The sequence below is a fragment of the Sneathiella sedimenti genome (assembly GCF_017313765.1).
Taxonomy (GTDB): domain Bacteria; phylum Pseudomonadota; class Alphaproteobacteria; order Sneathiellales; family Sneathiellaceae; genus Sneathiella; species Sneathiella sedimenti.
In genome coordinates this window covers 376,067-393,529 of record NZ_JAFLNC010000003.1, presented here as the reverse complement: position 1 = coordinate 393,529, position 17,463 = coordinate 376,067, and the positions used below count along the sequence as shown (strand labels likewise).

Annotated in this window: 14 protein-coding genes and 1 riboswitch; of the genes, 11 read left to right on the top strand and 3 right to left on the bottom strand. The window is 55.9% G+C overall.

Annotated elements, in window-relative coordinates; genetic code table 11:
* Positions 1-24 precede the first annotated feature (24 nt).
* The 5 genes from cobD (at position 25) to J0X12_RS11150 (ending at position 8,302) form a co-directional block, all read left to right on the top strand.
* Positions 25-1,092, top strand: coding sequence for a threonine-phosphate decarboxylase CobD (gene cobD / locus J0X12_RS11170; RefSeq protein WP_207045676.1), 1,068 nt, complete (start codon positions 25-27; stop codon positions 1,090-1,092).
* A gap of 37 nt (positions 1,093-1,129) precedes the next feature.
* Positions 1,130-1,318: riboswitch (cobalamin riboswitch) on the top strand.
* A gap of 121 nt (positions 1,319-1,439) precedes the next feature.
* Positions 1,440-2,468, top strand: coding sequence for a cobalamin biosynthesis protein CobW (gene cobW, locus J0X12_RS11165; RefSeq protein ID WP_207045674.1), 1,029 nt, complete (start codon positions 1,440-1,442; stop codon positions 2,466-2,468).
* 1 nt (position 2,469) lies between these two features.
* Positions 2,470-6,210 carry a cobaltochelatase subunit CobN gene (gene cobN / locus J0X12_RS11160; RefSeq protein ID WP_207045672.1) on the top strand — a complete coding sequence of 1,247 codons (3,741 nt, stop codon included), beginning with the start codon at positions 2,470-2,472 and terminating at the stop codon, positions 6,208-6,210.
* Positions 6,207-6,839: a cob(I)yrinic acid a,c-diamide adenosyltransferase gene (gene cobO / locus J0X12_RS11155; RefSeq protein WP_207045670.1), complete on the top strand. Its 633-nt coding sequence runs from the start codon at positions 6,207-6,209 to the stop codon at positions 6,837-6,839. Before cobN ends, cobO begins: the two co-directional genes overlap by 4 nt.
* Entirely contained in the window at positions 6,839-8,302 is a 1,464-nt protein-coding gene (locus J0X12_RS11150) for a cobyric acid synthase (protein WP_207045668.1), read from the top strand. The genes cobO and J0X12_RS11150 overlap by 1 nt, the downstream gene beginning before the upstream one ends.
* On the opposite strand, the gene cbiB is transcribed toward J0X12_RS11150, so the two are convergent.
* On the bottom strand, positions 8,295-9,362 hold the full coding sequence (gene cbiB, locus J0X12_RS11145) for an adenosylcobinamide-phosphate synthase CbiB (protein ID WP_207045665.1): 1,068 nt from the start codon (positions 9,360-9,362) through the stop codon (positions 8,295-8,297). The two genes, J0X12_RS11150 and cbiB, sit on opposite strands and share 8 nt — an antisense overlap.
* A 61-nt stretch (positions 9,363-9,423) precedes the next feature.
* Here cbiB and J0X12_RS11140 point away from each other — a divergent pair, with 61 nt between their 5' ends.
* Genes J0X12_RS11140 through cobM form a run of 6 tightly spaced genes read left to right on the top strand, consistent with a single transcriptional unit; the run spans position 9,424 to position 15,591 of the window.
* Positions 9,424-10,461, top strand: a complete 1,038-nt coding sequence (locus tag J0X12_RS11140) for a sirohydrochlorin chelatase (RefSeq protein WP_207045663.1) — start codon at positions 9,424-9,426, stop codon at positions 10,459-10,461.
* A gap of 4 nt (positions 10,462-10,465) precedes the next feature.
* On the top strand, positions 10,466-11,101 hold the full coding sequence (locus J0X12_RS11135) for a precorrin-8X methylmutase (RefSeq protein WP_207045893.1): 636 nt from the start codon (positions 10,466-10,468) through the stop codon (positions 11,099-11,101).
* Positions 11,098-12,303 carry a precorrin-6y C5,15-methyltransferase (decarboxylating) subunit CbiE gene (cbiE, locus tag J0X12_RS11130; protein ID WP_207045661.1) on the top strand — a complete coding sequence of 402 codons (1,206 nt, stop codon included), beginning with the start codon at positions 11,098-11,100 and terminating at the stop codon, positions 12,301-12,303. The genes J0X12_RS11135 and cbiE overlap by 4 nt, the downstream gene beginning before the upstream one ends.
* Positions 12,300-13,004, top strand: coding sequence for a precorrin-2 C(20)-methyltransferase (cobI, locus tag J0X12_RS11125; RefSeq protein ID WP_207045658.1), 705 nt, complete (start codon positions 12,300-12,302; stop codon positions 13,002-13,004). Before cbiE ends, cobI begins: the two co-directional genes overlap by 4 nt.
* A complete protein-coding gene (gene cobJ / locus J0X12_RS11120; RefSeq protein ID WP_207045657.1) occupies positions 12,995-14,830 on the top strand; it encodes a precorrin-3B C(17)-methyltransferase in 1,836 nt (611 codons plus the stop codon). Before cobI ends, cobJ begins: the two co-directional genes overlap by 10 nt.
* A complete protein-coding gene (cobM, locus tag J0X12_RS11115) occupies positions 14,827-15,591 on the top strand; it encodes a precorrin-4 C(11)-methyltransferase (RefSeq protein ID WP_207045655.1) in 765 nt (254 codons plus the stop codon). The genes cobJ and cobM overlap by 4 nt, the downstream gene beginning before the upstream one ends.
* A 9-nt stretch (positions 15,592-15,600) precedes the next feature.
* Here the strand turns inward: cobM and J0X12_RS11110 are convergent, their stop codons facing one another.
* Together J0X12_RS11110 and J0X12_RS11105 are read right to left on the bottom strand one after the other, a co-directional pair.
* Positions 15,601-16,341 carry a cobalt-precorrin-6A reductase gene (locus J0X12_RS11110; RefSeq protein ID WP_207045654.1) on the bottom strand — a complete coding sequence of 247 codons (741 nt, stop codon included), beginning with the start codon at positions 16,339-16,341 and terminating at the stop codon, positions 15,601-15,603.
* Positions 16,334-17,419 (bottom strand): cobalt-precorrin-5B (C(1))-methyltransferase, encoded by a 1,086-nt coding sequence (locus tag J0X12_RS11105; RefSeq protein ID WP_207045651.1) that lies wholly within the window; start codon positions 17,417-17,419, stop codon positions 16,334-16,336. Before J0X12_RS11105 ends, J0X12_RS11110 begins: the two co-directional genes overlap by 8 nt.
* Positions 17,420-17,463: the final 44 nt, after the last annotated feature.

The following is a 17,463-nucleotide window of genomic DNA, read 5'->3' as shown; positions in this document are numbered from 1 at the left end:
TGCGAAAACAAACTGCATTCTGCTATGACGGGGCAGTTTTACGGAGACGATGACGAGATGATCCCGACTTTTCCGCGAGAGAGTGAGAAGACGCGCCAGTTTCATGGCGGCGACCTTGGACATGTACAGGCAAAGTTCGGGCACGACCTGTCGGAATGGCTGGATTTAAGCACGGGAATTAACCCGGTGCCATATCCGCTTCCTCCTTTGGCAGAAGATCATTGGCGACGGTTACCGGGATTTGAGAATGAGGCCAGGTTGATTAAGGCCGCCCGCCAATATTATGACCTTTCCGGAAAGGCCGATATTTGTGCCTTTCCCGGCACTCAGGCCGCCATTCAGATGCTGCCACGGCTGACACCATTAACAGAAGTTGCCATCCTTACACCAACTTACAATGAACATGTAGCCTGTTGGCGGCGCGCAGGACACCGCGTCAGGGAAGTCGACGACATTTCCGCGATACCGGATACGACAACCATCGTCATTCTTGTGCATCCGAACAATCCTGATGGGCGCACCTACAACAGATCGACGCTGCGGGATTTAGCAAGAACACTCACCTCGCGAAATGGCTGCCTTATTATTGATGAAGCCTTCTCGGACGTCATGCCGGAATTGTCTCTCATGCCTGAGTTGCTTGATGACGGCATATTAATCCTGAAATCCTTCGGGAAGTTTTTCGGTCTCGCGGGTCTTCGTCTCGGCTTCCTCGCTGGCCCGCCGGACTTTATCCGCGTTATCCAGCAGGAAGTGGGTCCTTGGGCGATCAGTGGCGTTGCGCTCGAAATTGGCACACAGGCCCTGTCCGATACCACCTGGATCGCCAGCGCCCGCAACCAGTTGGAAAAGGCGTCGAGGCGATTGTCTGCCCTGCTGGGCGCTGCAAATCTCAAGATCATTGGCGGAACCGACCTTTTCTGCCTGACAGAATCACCCCATTCTCCCTCACTTTTCCAACATCTTTGCGAAGGCGCAATTCTGGTTCGCACCTTTCCGGATCATCCCGAACGACTTCGTTTCGGGCTGCCTAGAACAGAAACCGACTGGGTTCGCCTGGAAGGAAGACTTAACAGCTGGGCAAAACGATAAAAGCGTCGCCAATGGATTGACAGAAACGGCATTCCGCCGTAGCGTCGCCGCCGATGGTTCCCAATCAGGGATTATAAGGGAATGCGGTGCGATCCATGGATCAAGGCCGCGGCTGTCCCCGCAACTGTATGCGACTAGCCGGCACATAAAACCACTGAGATAATCGGGAAGGTAAGTGCCGGTGCCATTCGCAAGCCAGGAGACCTGCCATCAACTGTATCAATTTCTGCTGCATGACGGAGGATCATGATGAGCGTAATGACATTGCGAAATCCGCACCCTAATTCCAAACGCCCCTGCTCGGCCGACCCATTGGCCTGCGCGACTTCTTTCCCCGGAGTAATGATATGAGTGAGAAAATACCGGCAACCGTTATCACCGGTTTCCTTGGCGCGGGCAAGACCAGCCTGATTCGCCACCTGATCGAGAATGCGGACGGCCGAAAACTAGCACTTATTATCAATGAATTCGGGGATCTCGGCGTCGACGGCGAACTCCTCAAGGGATGCGGCAATGAAAATTGCACGGAAGAAGACATTGTCGAGCTTGCCAACGGCTGTATTTGCTGCACGGTTGCCGATGACTTCCTCCCAACCATACAGAAAATTCTGAGCCGGAAAGATCGTCCCGATCATATTATCGTCGAGACCTCAGGTCTTGCGCTTCCGAAACCATTGGTCCGGGCGTTCGGATGGCCCGAAGTAAGAACGCAGGTAACGGTGGACGGCGTAGTGACCGTGATCGACGGGCCGGCCTATCGTGACGGCCTGTTTGCCGCCAATCCTGACGCGGTGCAGGCGCAGCGTGAAGCGGATGAGATGCTGGACCATGACAGCCCGCTCGAAGAACTGTTTGATGATCAGCTCAATTGTGCGGATATGATCATTTTCAATAAGGCTGACCTAATCGCTGCGTCCGAAATGTCCTCGGCAGCGGCTAAATTGAAAGACCGTCTCCGCCCACAGGTGAAGATGCTCCAGACAAGCCACGGCAAGATCGATGCCCGGGTTCTGCTCGGTCTTGGGGCGGCGGCGGAAGATGATCTCGACGCCCGTCCGTCAGTTCATGACGATGCGGATGAACACGAGCATGACGACTTTGACAGTTTTGTTCTGGAGGTCGGGGAAATCACATCGCCAGAGACACTGATTGCCAAGCTGGAAAATGCCATCGCAGCAGAAGGTATTTTAAGAGTGAAGGGTTTCCTGTCAGTCAAGGACAAGGACATGAGGCTCGTTCTGCAGGGTGTCGGAAGCCGGTTACAGCATTACTTTGACCGGGAATGGGCCACCGATGAGGAACGTGTCAGCAAGCTCGTGATAATTGGTGAGCATGATATGGATCAGGCCGCCGTCACCAAGATAATTCTGGGCTAGCATGCATCTTCTCGCGGCCATACCCGGCGGCATCGCCGATGGATCGGAAGCAGTCGACCTGGCGCAGGCACCGGGCGACATCATCTTTCTGTCCGCGGCGGATACAGAGCTTTCAAGCCTTGCTCTAAGTCAGAAGGGTCGCTCAGGCGCGCCATCCCTCCGGCTCGCCAATACAATGCAACTGTCCCACAATCTTTCCGTCGATATCTATGTTGAGGATATGATTGCCAACGCAAAGCTGGTGGTTGTCCGCCTGTTGGGCGGAATCGGCTACTGGCCCTATGCGGTGGAAAAAATCACGGACTGCTGTCGTGCGAAAGGAATAAAGCTCGCGTTTTTGCCGGGTGACGATAATCCGGACGAAGAACTCGCCGCCCTCAATACAGTACCCCACGATACATCTCACCGGCTCTGGCGATATCTGGTGGAAGGCGGCCAGGAGAATTATGCGGGCTTTCTTGATTACTGCGCCTACTTGCTGGACCAGACAACAGAGTGGCGTGAACCTAAACCTTTGCTAAAAGTCGGTCTATACTGGCCAGGCCGCAAGCAACCGGGCCTCTCGGATCTCCGCAAAATCTGGAAAGAAGACGCACCGGTTACCGGCATTATATTTTACCGGGCGCTTTATCAGGCCAATAACCTTGCACCGGTGGATGCGCTGATCGATGCTCTGGTTAGACGCGGCCTTAATCCCCTTCCCATTTTTGTCTCCAGCTTGAAGGATCCCGTATCAGCTGAGATTGTGGAGCATATGCTCCGGGAAGCGCCACCATCCGTTCTACTCAACGCCACCGGCTTTGCGATTTCCAGCCCCGGCGCCACACGGAAGAGCACCCCGTTTGATAGTGCCGATTGCCCAATTCTGCAGGTGATTTTCTCCGGCGGCAATGAAGACCAATGGAGAGAGGGTGTTACCGGACTGTCCTCGCGGGATATAGCGATGAATGTCGCGTTGCCTGAAGTTGACGGGCGGATCCTATCCCGTGCTGTCTCGTTCAAAACTGATGGAGGATATGACGAGGCGACACAAACGAGTATTATCGCCTATAAACCTGTGCAGGACCGGGTGGATTTCGTTGCCGATCTTACGGCGAACTGGACGCGGCTGCGCAACACGCAGGCAACGAACCGGAAAATCGCGCTGATCTTTGCGAACTATCCCAACAAGAACGGCCGGATTGGGAATGGCGTTGGCCTTGATACCCCGGCGAGTTCCATCGAAGTCCTGAAAGCGTTGCAGTCCGAAGGATACTCGGTCTCAAGCATTCCCGAGAATGGGAATGCCCTGATAAAGGATTTACTGGACGGCCCGACGAATGACCGGGGCGGGAAGGCAAAAAGGGAAAGCGGCATTGCTTACCCCCTCTCCCGTTATCGCGCGTATTTCAACACACTGCCGGAGAGACTGCAAAGAGACGTCACCGAGAGATGGGGCGACCCGGAAAGTGATCCGTTCATCGAAGGGGAGCAGTTTCTCCTCGCAGCCCGTCGACTCGGCAATGTGATCGTCGGCATCCAGCCCGCACGCGGCTATAACATCGACCCGACAGCGAGCTATCATGACCCGGACCTCGTTCCCCCGCACGGCTACCTCGCCTTCTATGCCTGGCTTCGGGAGGAAGAACAGGTTCACGCCGTCGTCCATATGGGGAAACACGGTAACATGGAGTGGCTGCCCGGAAAATCCGTCGCACTCTCCCGCGAATGTTATCCAGAGGCTGTTTTTGGCCCGACAGTGCATCTCTATCCCTTTATCGTGAATGATCCCGGCGAGGGAACGCAGGCGAAGCGCCGCGCGAGCGCCGTCATCATTGATCATCTGACGCCACCCATGACCCGTGCGGAAAGCTATGGCCCGCTTGCCGACCTGGAACGGCTTGTCGATGAATATTATGAGGCCGCCGGTGTGGACCCTCGCCGCATTGCCTTGCTCAGGGAGCAGATTCTTGAGCTGACAGAGATGTCGGGCATCGATATTGACTGCGGGATCGCACAAGATGAGCCGGAGGATGAACGACTCACCAAGCTCGATAATTATCTTTGCGAATTGAAGGAACTGCAAATCCGTGACGGTCTTCATATTTTCGGAAGATCGCCTACCGGGCGACAGCTTACCGATCTGTTGGTCGCGCTCCTACGCATTCCACGCGGAGATGGCGACGGCGCGAATGCCTCCCTTATCCGCGGCATCGCGCTGGATCTCAATTTGCTGGAGGATTTCGACCCGCTCGATTGTGAGATGGGCGCAGAATGGACAGGCATCCGACCGGAGGTCCTTGATTTTGAAGGAACCTGGCGTTCCAATGGCGATACCGTTGAGCGGATCGAACTGCTTGCGGCGGCCCTTGTTTCCGGTGAAACTACACCAGATGAAAGTTGGCATCGGACAAAGACGGTGCTGAAGAGCCTTGAGAATCATCTGCGGCCGACCGTCGAAACCAGCGGCAACGCGGAGTTAACCGGCCTTCTTAAAGGGTTGAACGGACAATTTGTCGAACCCGGACCGTCCGGTGCGCCGACGCGTGGCCGGAATGATGTGCTTCCGACGGGGCGGAATTTCTATTCTGTCGATAGTCGCGCGGTCCCGACCCCGACAGCCTGGTTGCTGGGCTGGAAGTCCGCAGGACTTCTTGTCGACCGCTTTCGGCAGGAAAATGGTGCCTGGCCGAAAACCATGATCCTCAGCGCCTGGGGCACGTCCAACATGCGGACCGGCGGGGATGATATTGCGCAAGCGCTTGCGCTGATGGGCGTCCGGCCGACCTGGGACAAAGCCTCAAACCGGGTGACAGGATTTGAGATCATGCCCGCCAGCTTGCTGGATCGGCCCCGCGTTGATGTAACCCTTCGTATATCCGGATTTTTCCGCGATGCCTTCCCACAACAGATGGCGCTTTTTGACAGTGCCGTTCGCGCCGTCGCTGCATTGGATGAGGACGAGAAAACCAACCCCCTCGCCGCTCGGGTCAAGTTAGATGCGGAAACCCTTATCCAGTCCGGCGTTTCGCAAGAGGAGGCGCAGAACCGCGCCGGATATCGACTATTCGGCAGCAAGCCGGGCGCTTATGGGGCAGGATTACAGGCCTTGATTGATGAAAAAGGCTGGACTGATTCCGGTGATCTTGCGCGCGCCTACATCGCCTGGGGCGGCTACGCCTATCGTGCAGGCGAAGAAGGTAAGGCAGAGCAATCCTTGTTCGAACAGCGGCTCGGCCATGTGGAGGCCGTTATCCATAATCAGGATAATCGGGAGCATGACCTCCTCGACAGTGACGATTATTATCAGTTTGAAGGTGGCGTAGCGGCCGCCGTCCGGCATATCAAGGGCACGCAACCGACTGTCTATCATAATGACCATTCACGTCCTGAAAGCCCGAAAATCAGGACGCTGGAGGAAGAAGTGGGCCGCGTTGTCCGGGCCCGCGCCGCCAATCCGAAATGGATCGAGGGCGTGATGCGCCACGGCTACAAGGGCGCGTTTGAAATGGCGGCCACCGTCGATTACCTGTTCGCCTTTGCCGCAACGGCCCAGGCGGTGAAGGATCACCACTTCGATGCCGTGTTCGATGCCTATCTGATGGATGGCCGGGTCCGTGACTTCCTGAAAGAGAATAACCCTGACGCCCTGAGCGAAATGGCTGACCGGTTTCAGGAAGCGCTTGACCGCGACCTTTGGCGTCCCCGACGCAACACTATTCACGATGACCTTGCAATGCTGAAACGGGAGGGAACCCGATGACCACCAAGCTGACCCCGGAAGAAATCGCCCGCGCCAATGAAAAGGCGGCAAAGAAAAAAGCAGCTCGCGACAAGATGCTGGCGACAAAAACAATCGAGAAAGGCTTGCTGATTGTCCATACCGGCAAAGGCAAGGGAAAATCGACGGCGGCCTTTGGCCTCGCGGCTCGCGCGATCGGAAACGACATGAAGGTCGGCGTCGTACAATATGTGAAGGGAAAATGGGAAACGGGAGAGCGGAAGGTCCTGGAAGCCTTTCCCGACCAGATCGAAATTCACACCATGGGCGAAGGCTTTACCTGGGAAACCCAGGACAGGGAGCGCGACATCCGTGCCGCCGAAAAGGCTTGGGAGAAATCCAAGGAAATGATCGAGGCGAGCCGAGGCGATAACCCCGCCTATGACATGGTTATCCTTGATGAGCTGAATATTGTGCTCCGCTATGACAGCCTGCCGCTAGCTGAAGTGATCGAGTTTCTAAAAAACAAACCGGAGAAGCTTCATGTTGTCGTCACCGGTCGGAACGCCAAGGATGAATTGATCGAAGTTGCCGATCTGGTCACTGAGATGACGCAGATCAAGCACCCCTTCCGCTCGGGCGTCAAGGCACAGGTCGGGATTGAATTCTGATGTCGGCTGCCCTCATGCTGCAAGGAACGGGTTCGGATGTCGGCAAGTCGCTGCTTGTCGCCGGGCTGGCCCGCGCCTACAGCAATCGGGGGATGAAAGTCATGCCGTTCAAGCCGCAAAATATGTCGAATAATGCTGCCGTCACGATTGAAGGGGGCGAGATCGGGCGGGCACAGGCCCTGCAGGCACGGGCGGCAAGAACGCCCCTCCGCAATGACATGAACCCGGTACTTTTGAAGCCTCAGAGCGATGTTGGCGCGCAAGTGATAGTCCAGGGGAAAATGTATGGCACGGCTGTCGCGCGCGACTATCAAAAAATGAAGCCCGAACTGCTCTGTAAGGTACTGGAAAGTTTCCAACGGATTGGTGAGGGCGTCGACCTCGTGCTCGTAGAAGGCGCCGGCAGCCCCGCAGAAGTCAACCTCCGCGCCCATGATATTGCCAATATGGGATTTGCCGAAGCTGCCAATGTGCCAGTTATCCTGATCGGGGATATCGATCGCGGCGGAGTCATCGCGCAGATTGTCGGCACGCATATGCTGCTCTCCCCGTCTGAACAGCAGCGAACGAAGGGCTATATTATTAACAAATTTAGGGGAGATGTTTCCCTCTTCGACGATGGCCTGAAGATTATAACTGAGAAAACGGGCTATAAAAACTTCGGTGTGCTGCCCTTTTTTACAAAGGCACATCACCTGCCCCCCGAAGATGCCTTCTCGATCACGTCGCAGGCCCCGCGCGAAGACACCGTGAATATCGCCGTCCCTGTTTTTTCCCGCATTGCCAATTTCGACGATCTGGACCCCTTGATGGCGGAACCTGGCGTGACAGTACATATGGTGCGGCCCGGCACTTCCATTCCCGCCGGCATGGATGTAGTTCTGCTGCCGGGCTCAAAGGCCACTCTTGCGGATATGGATTTTATCCGGATGCAAGGCTGGGATATCGATATCCAGGCCCATGTCCGGCAGGGCGGGACGGTCATCGGTTTATGCGCCGGCTATCAGATGCTTGGTCGCCAGCTGTCTGATCCCGGAGGCATTGAAGGACCCGCCCGAACAATAGACGGGCTCGGCTTACTCGATTTCGAAACCACGCTAACCGCGGAGAAAAAACTGGTCGAGGAGGATGGAACAGAACATCTGACCGGCTCTCCGATCCGGGGCTATCATATGCATGTCGGCCGCACTGACGGTCCGGCTCTCGACCGGCCATTCGTGACCCTTGCCTCCGGTCCCGATGGGGCAATTTCGCCTGATAACCGGATTATGGGCGGCTATCTGCACGGATTGTTTGCAAGTGATGAATTCCGTAATAAATTTATTAACCGGTTTAAATATAGAAACGAAAAAATTGATAATTTTGAGAATCTTGTAGAGAATACCTTAGATAAACTCGCAGATCATTTGGAACATCATCTTGACCTTGATGGCCTGCTGGAGGTTGCCAATGGCGTCAGCTAAAGCTGTATATCGCGAAGGCGAGACCAAGAAGCAGCGCCATGATCAAGCCTCCTGCCACCCGGTAAAGAAGGAGGGCGCGAGAGATGTCATCCGGCCCTGCCATTCGTACGCCCGCTTCGTTCATCCAGTGATCCGGAACTTCGACACCATCATAGATACGCGGCCCGGCAAGCGCGATGCCAAGCGCACCTGCCATTGCCGCCTCCGGCCAGCCGGCGTTAAAGCTCCTGTGACGAGGCGCATCCCTGAACATCGCCTTGAAGGCATTCTTCGCGTTTGCCCCTCTTACCAAGCAGGCAGCAATGACGATCAAAAAACCTGTCAGCCGCGCAGGAATATAATTGACCGCGTCGTCAATCCGCGCAGCGGCCTTGCCAAAATATTCATATCTCCCGTTTCGATGCCCAATCATGCTATCGAGTGTATTGATCGCCTTGTAGGCACAAAGTCCCGGCAACCCCAACACCGCAAACCAGAAGATCGGGGCCACCGTCCCATCGGAGAAATTCTCGGCAAGGGACTCAATGGCGGCGCGCGAGATTGCACTCTCATCAAGGCTCTCGGGGTCCCGCCCGACAATATGGGAAATGGCTTCTCGCCCTTCCTCAAGGCTGGTATTCAGGCCGACCATCACATCGCGAACATGCGCATAGAGCCCACGCCAGGCGATCAGGCTACTCGCCAGCAGAGCAAGAATGATCATACCCGCCGGAATGATCTGGCAGAGAGCCGCGATGACATATCCCGCAATTGCGGCAACGGCAATGACAATGGCGCTGGACTGCACCCCTGCAATAAATCGACGCCTATTGCTTTCAATGGATTTGTTAAAGCCCGACTCCAACACCGAAATCAGCTTGCCCAACAACACGACCGGATGCGGAACACCCCGGTAGAGCCACTTTGGATCACCGACCAGCGCATCGATAATCATCGCCAGCAGGATAATCAGTGGCGGCGTGAAAAAAGCCGTATTGGAGATGAACAATATGCTGGACATCGGCTCAACATGATATGGGGAAGCAGATGCGTCAATCCTGAATCTGTTGACCCAGGCCAATGTGCCCCCCTAATACTAACACCAGCGCGGAACGTGATGCGCGCAGAAACTGGAGCTTGATATGACGGAAAAATACGGCGTAATGGTCTGTGGCCACGGTAGCCGCGACAAGGGAGCGGTCAGCGAATTCGCCTCCGTCGCAGAAGGGATCGCGGCGCGCCTTCCCCAGTATCAGGTGGAATCGGGCTTCCTGGAATTTGCAACGCCCATCATTCGTGATGGCTTGGACAAGCTTCGAGAGAGTGGTCATAACCATATCCTTGCCGTTCCGGGCATGCTTTTCGCCGCGGGCCATGCAAAGAATGATATCCCCTCCGTTCTCAACCGGTATGCGGCCGAGCATGAGGGCTTGACTATTTCCTACGGGCGCGAGCTGGGCATCGACCTTAAGATGATCCGCGCGGCCGGAGAACGTATCAAGGAAGCGCTCGCAAGTGCCCAAGATAATGTAGCCATGCATGAAACCATGCTGGTCGTCGTCGGGCGTGGTGCGTCGGATCCGGACGCCAACTCCAACGTTACAAAGGTTATGCGCCTCCTATGGGAAGGGCTGGGCTTTGGTTGGGGAGAGACGGTATATTCCGGCGTGACCTTCCCGCTCGTGGAGCCGGGGTTGGAGCATGCCGCCCGGCTTGGATATAAACGGATTGTGGTTTTTCCCTATTTCCTGTTTACCGGTGTTCTCGTCAATCGCATCTATGATTATACGGACAAGGTCGCCGCAGCCCATCCGGATATCGAGTTTATCAAGGCACCCTATCTCAATGATCACCCGCTGGTGCTCGACTGTTTCGCCGATCGGGTCGAGGAAATTCTCCTGGGCCAAAACAATATGAACTGCGGCATGTGCAAGTACCGGGAACAGGCGCTCGGGTTCGAGGATGAGGTTGGTCTCAAGCAGGAAAGCCACCATCATCATGTGGAGGGCATTGGTACGGGCACAGCGGACCATTCCCACGATCATCACCATAACCATGGCCATCATCATGATAATGACCACGACCATTCGCATGACCATAACCACGATCATCACCATCATCCCTATCCCCATGCGGATCATCCCCTGGGGCCGGTGAGCATGAAGAAAAGTGGCAACTGACGCTATGTATGACTATCTTCGCGACCCCGCCGCAATCTATGCAGAGTCATTCGCGACGATCGAGCGCGAAGCTGATTTCGCAGGCTTTGATGCGGCACTGCAGGCGGTAGCCACCCGCATAATTCACGCCTGCGGCATGCCGGAGATATTACCTGACCTTTCCTATCACCGGGATATCTGCACTTCCGCTATTGCGGCACTGCGCAATGGCGCGCCCATTTTCTGTGATTGTGAAATGGTTACGCATGGGATAATCCGGCGTTTTTTACCCGCAGATAATGACGTCATTTGCACCTTGAATAATTCGGAAACAGTTGACATTGCCGCACGGGAAAAAACCACCCGGTCTGCCGCTGCGATCGACCTCTGGCTCGATCGGGTCGAGAATTCCGTAGCTGTTTTTGGCAATGCACCGACAGCCCTGTTCCACCTCCTTGAGCAAATAGAGAATGGCGCCCCAAAGCCGGCCGCGATCCTTGCCTTTCCAGTCGGATTTGTCGGCGCGGCCGAATCCAAGCAGGCCATGATCGACAGTCGTCTCGATGTCCCCTACATCACCTTGCGCGGCCGCAAAGGCGGAAGTGCAATGGCCGCCGCCGCCCTCAATGCGCTCGCCAGCCTCGCAGGAAAATCCAAATGACGGCCTGGCTCAGCATAATCGGTATTGGCGAAGACGGGCTGGAGAATATTTCCCCTGCCGCCCGGCAGGCAATTGAGAACGCGACCCTGCTGGTCGGCGGGGATCGGCATCTTGCCATGCTGCCCGAGGATGGACGGGAACGAAAAACATGGCCAAGCCCGCTTATGATTCTGGTTGAGGAAATCTTGGCGCGGCGCGGGGAAAATATCTGCATTCTCGCGACGGGTGATCCGATGCATTACGGCATCGGCGTGACCTTTGCGAAAAGACTGCCGGCGGAGGAACTGGCAATATTCCCCGCCGTCTCCGCGTTCAGCCTCGCCGCTGCCCGTCTTGGATGGGATCTATCACAGACCGAGCAGATCACCCTTCATGGCCGGCCGCTGGACCTGCTCATTACGCATCTCGCACCCGGCAATCGGATTCTTGCTCTATCAGATAGTGGCGAAACCCCCTCTGATGTTGCCCAGCATCTCCAAACCCTCGGCCTTGGAGAGGCAGGAATGTCCGTATTGGAACATATGGGCGGCCCTTCAGAGAAAACACATCATGGAATTGCCCGCGACTTTCGTGGCAAAACTTTTCGCGACCTCAACACAATCGCCCTTCAATGCCCGAAAGAGCCAGCAGCACGAGTCTTTTCGAGGACGCCGGGCCTTCCCGACGACGCTTTCGATCACGATGGCCAGATTACCAAGCAGGAAATCCGCGCCGCAACGCTATCCGCCCTTGCCCCGTTTCCGGGAGAGCTTATCTGGGACGTTGGTGCCGGCTCAGGATCCATCGCCATAGAATGGGTGCGGTGCCATCAGGCGAACCGCGCCTATGCTATCGAGCCCCGGGAAGATCGCCAAGCTCTGATCGAGGCAAACTGCCGGAAGCTGGGCGTGCCTCAGGTGAAACTGATCAAGGGAACAGCGCCAGACGCCCTATCTAACCTCAGCGCACCGGACGCCATCTTTGTCGGCGGCGGCCTCAGCCATGAAGGCGTTTTTGACTCCTGCTGGTCGTCCCTCAAACAGGGCGGCCGACTGGTAGCCAATGCCGTCACCATTGAAGGCGAACTACGCCTCTTTGAAATCCATAACAGCTTCGGCGGGACATTAACCCGGCATAACATTTCACGTGCGGAAAAAATTGGTGGTTTCACAAGCTGGAAACCCTTCCGCCAGGTAACCCAAATACGATTGGTAAAAGAATGACAGGCACTCTCTACGGTCTCGGGATCGGCCCGGGCGATCCGGACCTTATCACCCTGAAAGCACTGAAGCTGCTGCAGGCGACAAAGGTACTTGCCTATCCGGCGCTTGAAGATGGTGACAGCCTTGCCCGGGCGATCATAGCGCCGCACTTGACGGAGCCGAAAACAGAAATTGCCGTGCGCATCCCGATGACTGTCGAACGTGCCCCCGCGCAGGCCGCATATGATGATGCGGCCGAAGAGCTGGGCGAGTATCTTGCAAATGGAGAGGACGTCGTTGTCCTTTGTGAAGGGGATCCCTTTTTCTATGGCTCCTTCATGTATTTATTTGGACGTATTGCCGAGAAATATCCCGTCGAAGTGGTTCCAGGTGTCTCCTCGCTAACCGCCTGCGCGACAGCGCTGCAATCGCCTCTTTCGGCGCGGAATGATATCCTGACCGTGCTGCCCGCGCCACTTCCCTCTGAAATATTGCGCGACCGGCTCCGCGATACCGATAGCGCAGCCATTATGAAAGTCGGGCGGCACTTCTCCCGTGTGCGCGATATCATCATCGACCTCGGGTTGGCAGAAAACGCCCGGTATATTGAGCGCGCGACAATGCAGACAGAACGAATCCTTCCCCTCTCCGACGTCCCGGACGATGCGGCGCCCTATTTTTCCATGATCCTCATTCACAAACGGGGGCAGGCATGGAAATGACTTCCCCCATAGCCATAATTCTCCTGAATGAAAGTGGCCGTGAAACGGCAGAGAAATTACAACGGGCATATCCGGAAGCGCTCCTTCACGGACTCGCCGGACGCACTGAGGAAACCGACCTCACTTTCACTCAAACAGCGACGCATCTGCAGGAGCTGTTTCGGGCCGGGACGCCAATTATCGGGATTTGTGCCGCGGCGATCCTAATTCGCTGCCTTGCCCCGGTTTTGCGGAACAAGCTGACCGAGCCACCGGTGATTGCTGTTGCGGACGACGGAAGCAATATCGTACCCTTGCTGGGTGGCCATCACGGCGCCAATAATCTGGCCCGGGAAATTGCGGTCAAGCTCAGTGCCCATGCGGCAATCACAACGGCCAGCGACATTCATTTCAATATCGCCTTGGATGCGCCCCCGCGCGATCTGGCGCTCGCCAATCCCCAACATATAAAAGGATTTATTGCCCGGCTTCTGGGAGGTGAAAAAATTCGTCTTGAGGGTACGCACGAATGGTTGAGCTCTTCGGACCTGCCATTTGCGACTGACGGGACGCTGACAATTGAAGTGACACCTAAGGCCGGCGAAGGCGGAGAAGACCGACTTCTATATCATCCGAAAACGCTGTCACTTGGTGTGGGATGTGAACGGAATACGCCGCCCGGCGACCTTGTCAGGCTTGCAAAAAGCACGCTGACAGCCGTGGGCCTTAGCCCGCTTGCCGTTGGCGCGGTTTGTTCGATCGACCTGAAATCAGATGAAGCAGCGGTTCACGCAGTCGCCGCTCATTTCGGTCTACACCCGCGTTTTTTCTCCGCTGCTGAACTGGCGGCGGAAACCCCGCGCCTCGCGACACCTTCTGACATTGTCTTAAAGGAGGTTGGATGCTATGGCGTCAGTGAAGGGGCGGCGCTCGCCGCTGCCGGACCAGAAGGAAAATTGATCATCCCAAAAGAAAAATCACAAAGAGCGACCTGTGCCGTCGCCGAATCCCCGACCCCGATCGATAGTGACAGTATCGGACGTCGACAGGGCAAACTCTCGGTCATTGGAATTGGGCCCGGACAGGAACCCTGGCGTACCCCGGAGGCGAGCCGCCTGATAGAGGACGCGACGGATCTTGTTGCTTATGGCCTTTACCTTGATCTCTTGGGAAACAGCGTTGAAGGAAAGACGCGCCATGACTTTGGTCTCGGTGAGGAAGAAAAGCGGGTCCGCGCGGCATTGAATCTGGCCGCAGAAGGCAAGAATGTCGCGCTTATCTCGTCGGGGGATATCGGTATCTACGCGATGGCCACGCTCGTGTTCGAACTTATTGACCGTGAGGAAAACCCGGATTGGGGCCGCCTCGATATACAGGTGACGCCCGGCATATCCGCCTTGCAGGCAGCGGCGGCCCGAGCGGGCGCCCCTTTGGGACATGATTTCTGCACCATCTCGCTCTCCGACCTGCTTACCCCCTGGGAGGTGATCGAGAAACGTATTAAAGCCGCTGCGGAGGGGGATTTCGTCATCTCATTTTATAATCCTGTTTCCCTTAAACGCCGGACGCAGCTTCACGCGGCAAAAAGAATTCTGCTTGAGCACCGCCCGACAGATACACCGGTAATTATTGCGCGCAATCTGGGCAGAGAAACAGAAAGCGTTTCATTTGTGACGTTAAGTGATCTTGATCCGGAGGCGATTGATATGCTCACGCTGGTCATGGTCGGGTCCAGTGAAAGCCGCCTCACCACAACGAATTCCGGCGCAAAAAGCTGGGCTTATACACCCCGTGGATACAGCGGGAAAAATGCAGACAGCAAGATAGAAGCAGGTACAGAGAAATGACGATCCATTTTATTGGAGCCGGGCCGGGCGCCGCGGACCTTATTACACTTCGTGGCCGCGATCTGATTGCCAGTTGCCCGGTTTGCCTCTATGCGGGATCGCTGGTGCCGGAGGAAATTCTGACCCATGCGCCAAATGACGCGCTCATCATTGATACCGCGCCGCTTACCCTTGATGAGATCATCAACGAAATGATCAAAGCAAATGACCAAGGCCTCGATGTTGCGCGGGTGCATTCGGGAGACCCCAGCCTGTATGGCGCCATCGGCGAACAGATGCGTCGCCTTGATGATCTCGGCATTGATTACACTATCACCCCCGGCGTACCGGCATTTGCTGCCGCGGCGGCCGCGCTCAAGACGGAATTTACCCTGCCAGAAGTGAGCCAGACCGTGATCCTCACCCGGACCTCCATGAAGGCGACCGCCATGCCAAATCGGGAGGATTTGAAAACCCTCGGTGCCTCCGGCGCAACTCTTGCCATTCACCTGTCCGTTCGAAATCTCCGGAATGTGACGGCCGACCTTATCCCGCATTATGGCGAGGATTGCCCGGTTGCCGTCGTATTTCGTGCTAGCTGGCCGGATGAACAGATAATCCGGGGCACACTTTCAGATATCCGGGAGAAAGTCCGCGCGGAGAAGATCACCAGAACGGCGTTGATCATAGTCGGCCGTGTTTTGGACGCGAAAGGCTATCGGGACAGCGCCCTTTATCACGCCGATCATGTGCATGTCCTCCGGCCCAAGCGGAACGTATAAACTTGCAGCCTAAAAACCAATCGCGGCAACCAGGTCATCAATCTCTGAATAGGTGACGCAATCGGGGAGTGCGGGACGCTCTATCATGAGGACGGGAATATCCAGAGCCCGCGCTGCCTCGATTTTTGCGTAAGTCGCCTTTCCGCCACTGTTCTTGCTGACCAGGAGGTCGATCCGTTGCTCGCGCAGCAGCCTGATTTCTTCCTCTATCAAAAACGGTCCACGCGACTGGATGAAGGTTACGTCACTTTCGTGCGGCGTAAAATCGGCTTTCTCGATGCTGCGAACGAGAAAATATCTATTGCTGCAATTTTCGAACGGTGCCAGTTCCTGCCGGCCGACGCTCAGGAAGATGCGGTTGAAGCCATTCAGCTTCTTTACTGCTTCCTCTACGCTGGCGACAGAAATCCAGTGATCACCGGGCAGGTGCTTCCACTCGGGGCGTTGCAGCCTTAGAAAATGGATGTCGGCCGCGGCACAGGCGTTGAAGGCATTCCGGGTAATTCTGTCAGCGAAGGGATGGCTGGCATCAATGACCAGGTTGATATGATTGACGGTGATGAACTGTCGAAGTCCCTCTTCCCCGCCAAACCCACCAACAATAATTTCACCCGACAGATGAGCCGGCTTGCGCGTGCGTCCGGCAAGAGAGGTTGTCAGTACTGCCCCGGGATGCCCCGCCAGGGTTTGATTCAGCCTGACCGCATCTTCCGTCCCTCCGAGTAAAAGAATGTTCTTAACCTCAGCCATCGCTTCGGCCCACCAAATGTCCGGATCTATCGAAAATCAATACATTAATGGTGACGGCTCCACTGGCGATATCAGATGCAACCTCCTTGGCCTTGCATGCCACAAGATCGGCAAGCGGTAGTTCCGCCTCTCCCGCAATTTGGAGCACTTGCATTGCCGTATTTGCCCCGATCGTCATTTCAACCAGTTTCTTTTCCGCCCCAAGGGCACCCAGCTGATCGGCCAGCCAGTTGAAATCTACACTGCTACGCCCCGAATGAAGATCCATATGTCCCTGCGCAAGCTTGGTGATCTTGGCGAAGCCGCCCGCAATTGTCAGCTGCGGCACAGGGTGCTTTTTAAGATACTTTAACACCCCACCGGCAAAGTCGCCCATATCCAGAAGAGCCGTTTCGGGAAGGTCATAGATCGCAGCAACCGCCTTTTCGGAAGTCGACCCCGTACTCGCCGCGAGATGCGTAAGGTTGTTTGCCCGCGCAACGTCAATGCCGCGGTGAATTGACGCGATCCAGGAAGCACAGGAATAAGGCACAACGATGCCGGTCGTCCCCAGCACTGACAATCCTCCGACAATGCCGAGTCGTCCGTTCATCGTATGGCGTGCCAGTTCCTCGCCATTCTCAATGCCAATCTCAATCTCAATATCATCGGGTTCGCCAAACTTCCCGGCAATTTCTGTCACCACCTCCGTCATCATTTTCCGTGGGACAGGATTTATAGCAGCCTCACCAACGGAGATCGGAAGCCCTTCCTTTGTTACCATGCCCACGCCCACGCCCGCATGAAAGCGTATCCCGCTGCCCTTAGCCCCTCGGCGAACCGTGGAAATAACTCTCGCCAGATGCGTGACATCCGGATCATCGCCCGCGTCCTTGATAATGCTGGCACGCGCAAAATCTGTTCCTTTTTCCTCCGTTGCCAGTGCAAATGCTGGCGTCTGACCTCGCGGCAGAGTAATTGTCACCGGGTCCGGAAATTCCGCGCCAAAAAGAGCGGTCAGCGCCGCCTTCGTTGCGGCGGTTGCACAAGCGCCTGTGGTCCAGCCATAGCGCAGCTCCTTTGCGGTTTTTTCTTTCATGAGTACATTTATAGGGCTCGGCCTCACTGATGGCTAGGCGTCAT